Source organism: Terrabacter sp. P5_B1 (genome assembly GCF_056400505.1).
In genome coordinates this window covers 1-6,391 of the sequence record NZ_JBFULD010000250.1, presented here as the reverse complement: position 1 = coordinate 6,391, position 6,391 = coordinate 1, and the positions used below count along the sequence as shown (strand labels likewise).

Sequence of the window (6,391 nt, the reverse complement as noted above, 5' to 3'; positions counted from 1 at the left end):
GCGCCCGAGTGCCGTGCCGTGGTCGTCGTCCACCCCAGCGCGGCCGACGGCTGGGAGAGCAGGGTCGAGTTCCCGCACTTCCACGCCTGGCTGCGTGAGGCGGTCGAGGACTTCATCCTCGACTTCTGGTGACCCACGGCCTCCGCGGGAACATGGCTGTGCCGGCCACCCCGTCCCCGACGGCTGGCCGGCAAAGTGCCAGTTGCTGTCAGCAGGGGATGATGTTGTGCTCGGGGCCGAAGGGGAACCTCGTGATGTTCTCCGCGCCGTCCTCGCCGACGACCAGGATGTCGTGCTCGCGGTAGCCTCCGGCGCCGGGCAGGCCGTCGAGGACGGTGATCATCGGCTCCATGGACACGACCATGCCGGGCTCGAGAACGGTGTCGATGTCCTCGCGCAGCTCGAGTCCGGCCTCGCGCCCGTAGTAGTGGGACAGGACGCCGAAGGAGTGCCCGTAGCCGAAGGTCCGGTTCGGCAGCAGCCCGTGGCCGATGAAGATCTCGTTGAGCTCGGCGGCGATGTCCTCGGTGAGGTGTCCGGTGCGGGCGACGGCAGCGGCCTCGCGGTGCTCTGGCTCTCGCCCGACGAGTTCCTCGCGGTGGGTCCGGACGAGGCCGACACGGGCACCTCCCCGGAGGCGTATGCCGCCGGGCTGGCCGACGCGCTCGGGTCCGAGCGCGGTCAGGCGGTCGACGTGTCCGCCAACCGCACGACGCTCGAGCTGTCCGGGGAGCAGGCCCGCTCCGTGCTCGAGAAGAGCTGTGAGGTCGACCTGCACCCCCGGGTGTTCCCGGCCGGCACCGCCATCGCGACCCTGCTGGGCTCCACGGGGGTCGTCCTGTGGCGTACGACAGAGGACACCTGGCGGGTCATGCCCCGGGCCTCCTTCGCGACGCACGTGGCGCGTTGGCTGCTCGACGGGATGAGGGAGTACCGCTGATGTCGCTCAGCGCCCTCGACCTGTTCTCCGTGGGGATCGGCCCGTCGTCGTCTCACACGGTCGGTCCGATGCGGGCAGCCCGGCGGTTCGTCGCCGGGCTGGCCGAGTCGGGCCTGCTCGACCGGACGGTGAGGGTGCAGGCGCAGCTCTACGGCTCGCTGGGCGCGACCGGGCACGGGCACGGGTCTGACCGAGCCGTCGTGCTCGGCCTCGAGGGGGAGGACCCCGAGACCGTGGACACCTCGCACGCGGCAGCCGGGGTCGAGGCGGTCCGGGCCGATCGCAAGATCGCCCTCGACGGCACCCACCGGGTCGACTTCGACCCCGACGTCGACCTCCTGCTCCACCGGCGGCGCACGTTGCCGGGACATCCCAACGGGATGACGTTCGAGGCGTTCGACGAGGTCGGGCGGTCGCTCCGGTTCCGGACGTACTACTCGGTGGGTGGAGGCTTCGTCGTCGACGAGCAGGCGATCGGCGCGGACCGGGTCGTCGCGGACGACACCCCGGTGGCACACCCCTTCGGCAGCGGGGCCGAGCTGCTTCAGCGCTGTCGCGAGACCGGGCTGTCGGTCGCCGGGGTCATGATGGCCAACGAGTGCGCCTGGCGCCCCGAGGACGAGGTGCGTGAGCGGCTGCTGCACCTCTGGGGCGTCATGCAGGAGTGCGTCGAGAGCGGCTGCACCCGTGAGGAGCGCACGCTGCCCGGGGGGCTCAAGGTGCGGCGTCGGCTCCCGAGCTGCGCGAGCGCCTTCGACGCCAGGAGGCCGACGCGCGCGGCGCTGCCGGAGGCTCGATGCTCGACCCGCTCTGGGCCATGGAGTGGGTCAACCTCTACGCCCTCGCGGTCAACGAGGAGAACGCCTCGGGGGGCCGCATCGTCACCGCCCCGACGAACGGGGCGGCCGGCATCATTCCCGCCGTGCTGCACTTCTACGCCCGCTTCGTGGACGACGCGGACGAGGACGGGATCGTCGAGTTCCTCCTGACCGCAGCGGCCGTCGGCATCATCGTCAAGCTGGGCGCGTCGATCTCGGGGCCGAGGTCGGCTGTCAGGGCGAGGTGGGATCGGCGTGCTCGATGGCGGCCGCCGCCCTCTGCGCCGTGCTCGGTGGCACACCGGAGCAGGTCGAGAACGCCGCCGAGATCGGGATCGAGCACAACCTCGGCCTCACCTGCGACCCCGTGGGGGGACTGGTGCAGATCCCGTGCATCGAGCGCAACGCGATCGCCTCGGTCAAGGCCGTCAATGCGGCACGTCTCGCGCTGCAGGGGGACGGCGAGCACAAGGTCACCCTCGACCAAGCGGTCAAAACCATGCGCGAGACCGGCGCCGACATGAAGATCAAGTACAAGGAGACGTCGCGAGGCGGCCTCGCCGTCAACGTCGTCGAGTGCTGACCCGAGGCGTCCGGCACGGCATCTGGAGGAGACACGAATGAGCACCGTCACACACCCGGACGTGGGTTACGTCCTCACCCTCGACTGCCCGGAGGCGGCCGGCCTCGTCCATGCCGTGTCCGGCTTCCTGATCGAGCAGCACGGGGACATCCACGAGCTCAAGCAGTTCGACGACATCCGAGGCGGGCACTTCTACCTGAGAGTCCACTTCGCGATCGCGGACGACCGCACCGACCCCGGTGTCGAGACCCTGCGCGCGGCCTTCTCCGCCGTGGCAGGCCGGCACGCGATGCGTTTCGAGCTGCGCGAGGCGTCGGCGCGGCGGCGTGTCCTCGTCATGGTGTCGAAGTTCGCGCACTGCCTCAACGACCTGCTGTTCCGCTCGCGGATCGGCGAGCTGCCCATGGAGATCGCAGCCGTCGTGTCCAACCACCCCGACCACCGTGCCCTCGTGGAGTGGCACGGGATCCCCTTCTTCCATGTGCCCGTGACGTCGGCGACCAAGCCGGAGGCCGAGGCGCGGCTGCTCGACCTCGTCGACCGCTTCGAGATCGAGCTCGTCGTGCTCGCGCGCTACATGCAGATCCTCAGCGACGACCTGACCCAGGAGCTGGCCGGGCGGGCCATCAACATCCACCACTCGTTCCTGCCGAGCTTCAAGGGAGCCAGGCCGTATCACCAGGCGTGGGAGCGCGGGGTCAAGACCGTCGGCGCCACGGCCCACTACGTCAGCAGTGAGCTCGACGAAGGCCCGATCATCTCCCAGCAGGTGCGCGAGGTGGACCACTCGTTCGGCCCGGAGGATCTCGTGGCGGCCGGACGGGACACCGAGTGCCGCGCCCTGTCGAACGCCGTCAAGTGGCACTGTGAGGGTCGGGTGATCCTGCACGGCAGCCGGACCGTCGTCCTCCTCTGACAGGGGCCGTCGTGACGCCCCTTGTCAGAGGAGGACCGCTCACGGTCATCTGTCGTCGCGTGCGACCTTTAGGGGAGCTCGGCCGAGGCCCCGACCGCGTCATCGGCTCGACGGTTCGCCGCCTCCGTCTGGGCTTCGCGGTCGAGCTGGGTGCGAGGCATGAGGAGCAGGGCCGCCATGGCGACGACGCAGCAGCCGATGATGTACCAGCTGATTCCCGTGCTCGAATGGGTCTTCGCGAGGATGGCGGCCGCGATCAGCGGCGCGGGACCGCCGGCGATCACCGAGGCGAGCTGGTAGCCGACGCCGGCGCCGCTGTAGCGCAGGTTGGTCCCGAAGCTCTCGGCGATGAGGGCTGCCTGGGGGCCGTACTGCATGTCGTGGAAGATCAGGGACAGGACGATGGCCAGCAGCACGAGCCCGGAGGACTTGGTGTCGAGCAGGCCGAAGTACGGGAAGGCGAAGAGCGCCGTGCAGACGATGCCGAGGCCGTAGACGAGGCGTCTACCGAACAGGTCTGAGAGGTGGCCGAAGAACGGCACGCTGACGAGTCCGAGGGCGGCGGCGACGAGGGTGTAGTTCAGCAGCTGGCCCTTGGGCAGGTCGAGGTGCTCGGTGCCGTAGGTGAGGACGAAGGTGATGAAGAGGTAGAACGGCGCCTGCTCGGAGAGCCGCACGAAGGCAGAGGTGAAGATCTCCCTCGGGTGCTCCTTGAAGACCTGGAGCAGCGGTTGCCGGACGACCGCGTCGGCCTTCTTCACCTCGGCGAACTGGGGGCTCTCGACCACCCTCAGCCGGACGTAGAGCCCGACCAGCACCAGCACGAAGCTCACCAGGAAGGGCACTCGCCAGCCCCAGCTGGCGAAGGCGTCCTCGGTCATGACTCCACTCATGAGCTTGATCATCCCGGTCGAGAGGAGCAAGCCGATCGGCACGCCGAGCTGGGGCCAGCTCGCCATCAAGCCACGTCGCTTGGGGCTTCCCCATTCCATGCTCATGAGGACCGATCCTCCCCACTCCCCACCCACGCCGATGCCCTGGGCGAGGCGCAGCAGCGTGAGGATGATCGGCGCGGCGACCCCGATGGTGGCGGCAGTCGGAAGCAGGCCGATCAGGAACGTGGCCGCCCCCATCAGCAGGAGGGTGACGACCAGGGTGGCCTTGCGTCCGACGCGGTCTCCGAAGTGGCCGAAGATCGCCGCGCCGATGGGGCGCGCGGCGAAGCCGATGAACAGGGTGCTGAACGACAGCAGCGTGCCGCTGAGCTTGGAGCTGTCCGGGAAGAACAGGTGGGGGAAGACCAGCGCCGCTGCGGTGCCGTAGAGGAAGAAGTCGTACCACTCGATGGTCGTACCGATGGTGCTGGCCACCACCGCCCGTCGGCGTTGCGTCGCGGCTGTTTCGCCTTGAACCGTGGTTGCACTCATGCCTTGCTCCTCATCGAGTAGTGGCTAGGCCACTAGGCCTGTCTGCATTCAGCCGAAATGCTTTCCCCTTTGCAGCCACCTGTCAAGGTGTCGGTGCGCACGGTCGCCGGCGGGGTCAGCGCGGAACGGTGCGCAGTGCGGCGCGAAGCTCGGCACGGGAGCTGATGCCGAGCTTCGTGTAGATGTGGCGCAGGTGGTACTCGACGGTCTTCGGGCTGAGGAAGAGGGCCTGCGCCGCCTGCCGGGTGCTGTCCCCGCGTCCGAGAAGCAGCGCGATCTGCAGCTCGCGCGGCGTCAGCTCGAGCACCGGGCCGCCATCGCGCCGCCGAGCAGTCTCTCCGCTCGCTGCGAGCTCGGCGAGGGTGCGTTCGGCCCAAGGCGTGGCACCGAGGGCCTCGAACGACGCCAGCGCGCCGCGCAGAACGGCGCGGGCCTCCGTGCGCCGACGGTCCCGCCGGAGCAGCTCGCCATGGATGAGGCTGGACCGCGCCGCCTCGAACCCGTCGAGGGTGTCTGCATGCATCGTGGCGGCCGCGGTGAAGCAGGCGTCACGCTGGGCCGGGTCCGTCGCGAGCATCCCGCGGACCCGGGCCGCCCGCGCCTGCGACCACGGTCTGCCCTTGCGCTGCGACTGCTCCAGGAACGGCACCGCAGATCTCTCGGCGAGGGCACGCCGGCCCGTCCGGCACAACGCCTCGACGAGCTCGGGGACGGGTGAGAGGTCGGGGTCCCGCACCCCCAGCGTCAGCAGCCACTCCCCGAGGTCGGTCAGGCAGACCACCGCGGACTCGGCGTCGCCGCTCGAGAGGTGCTGCTCACCCAGGGCGAATGCGCACCAGGCCTGCGCCATCCGAAAGTGGTGGACGCGCGCGAGCGCCAGGGCCTCCTCCCTGAGCCCTTCGGCAGTGGAGGCACGGCCTTGCCGCCCGGTCAGCCACGAGAGGCCGGCAAGGGAGGCGGCCAGCTCGACGGGCTGCTTGAGCTCCCGCGCCAGGGAGACGGCCTCGCCGTACTCCGCGGCGGCGCTGCTCCACCGGTCGCTCACGGCGTCGCTCCGGGCCACGTGGAAGAGCAGGTGCGGCAGAGTCCCCAGGCTGGCGGCGGCTCGTCGTCGACCCAGGGCCTGCCCGACCAGGTCTCGACCGGTCTCGGAGTCCCGCAGGAACATCGGGCCCAGCAGGTCCCAGCCGCTCTGCGCTGCCACCCCGGGGTCTGCAGGCTCGGACAGCAGTGCCACGCCCCGCTGCAGCTCCGGACCGGGCGGATCACCGGACAAGGTGCTGGCCATCCCCACCGCCACCCATCCGATCCCCTGCACGGTGCCCCGGACCCGGGCGGCATCGTGCTCCAGGACGTGCGTCAGCAGCTGGGCCGCCCGACCGGCTCCGGGCACGTCGAGCAGGTAGAGACATGCGTCGACAGCCTCGGCGGCCGTCAGCACCGTCGTCTCCGGCGCCTCGCCGACGGCCTCCTCCGCCGCGGCCAGCAGCAGGTCACGCGCGTCCGCCAGATTCCCCGTGCGGGCTCCGACGAGGCCGAGCAGACCACGGGCGTGGGCCCGCTGCGCGACCGTGGGATCGGACGCGAGCGACTCCCGGAGGTGCCCCGCCGCCCGAACGTCCTCGCCGGCGAACCACGCCGTCTCGCCGGCCGCCAGCAGTCGCGCGGTGACCGCCTCCGGCTGCACGCTCAGCCGTGCGGCACGTT

The 6,391-nt window shown here is 70.5% G+C and carries 4 protein-coding genes and 2 pseudogenes; 3 read left to right on the top strand and 3 right to left on the bottom strand.

Translation table 11 applies throughout. From position 1 onward, the window contains the following. Positions 1-208 precede the first annotated feature (208 nt). A pseudogene (locus AC1DP0_RS16225) lies at positions 209-529 on the bottom strand (M24 family metallopeptidase); the annotation flags it as partial. On the opposite strand from AC1DP0_RS16225, the gene AC1DP0_RS16220 reads away from it, so the two are divergent. The 3 genes and pseudogenes from AC1DP0_RS16220 (at position 428) to purU (ending at position 3,257) form a co-directional block, all read left to right on the top strand. Further along, a complete protein-coding gene (locus AC1DP0_RS16220) occupies positions 428-940 on the top strand; it encodes a sarcosine oxidase subunit gamma (protein WP_478086090.1) in 513 nt (170 codons plus the stop codon). The pseudogene AC1DP0_RS16225 and the gene AC1DP0_RS16220 overlap by 102 nt on opposite strands. Next, positions 940-2,341 (top strand): annotated as a pseudogene (locus AC1DP0_RS16215) (L-serine ammonia-lyase). The gene AC1DP0_RS16220 and the pseudogene AC1DP0_RS16215 overlap by 1 nt, the downstream one beginning before the upstream one ends. Positions 2,342-2,378: 37 nt before the next feature. After that, a complete protein-coding gene (gene purU, locus AC1DP0_RS16210) occupies positions 2,379-3,257 on the top strand; it encodes a formyltetrahydrofolate deformylase (protein ID WP_478086088.1) in 879 nt (292 codons plus the stop codon). A gap of 68 nt (positions 3,258-3,325) precedes the next feature. Here the strand turns inward: purU and AC1DP0_RS16205 are convergent, their stop codons facing one another. Continuing rightward, the gene (locus tag AC1DP0_RS16205) at positions 3,326-4,684 is read right to left on the bottom strand and encodes an MFS transporter (protein WP_478086086.1); all 1,359 of its coding nucleotides are present in this window, start codon (positions 4,682-4,684) and stop codon (positions 3,326-3,328) included. 115 nt (positions 4,685-4,799) lie between these two features. Next, positions 4,800-6,391, bottom strand: a 1,592-nt coding sequence (locus tag AC1DP0_RS16200) for a LuxR C-terminal-related transcriptional regulator (protein WP_478086084.1), incomplete at its 5' end; no start/stop codon positions are given.

Excerpts from the sequence above, each read along its gene's own strand:
- AC1DP0_RS16205 (WP_478086086.1), bottom strand. The coding sequence starts at position 4,684 with ATGAGTGCAACCACGGTTCAAGGCGAAACAGCCGCGACGCAACGCCGA.
- purU (WP_478086088.1), top strand. The coding sequence starts at position 2,379 with ATGAGCACCGTCACACACCCGGACGTGGGTTACGTCCTCACCCTCGAC.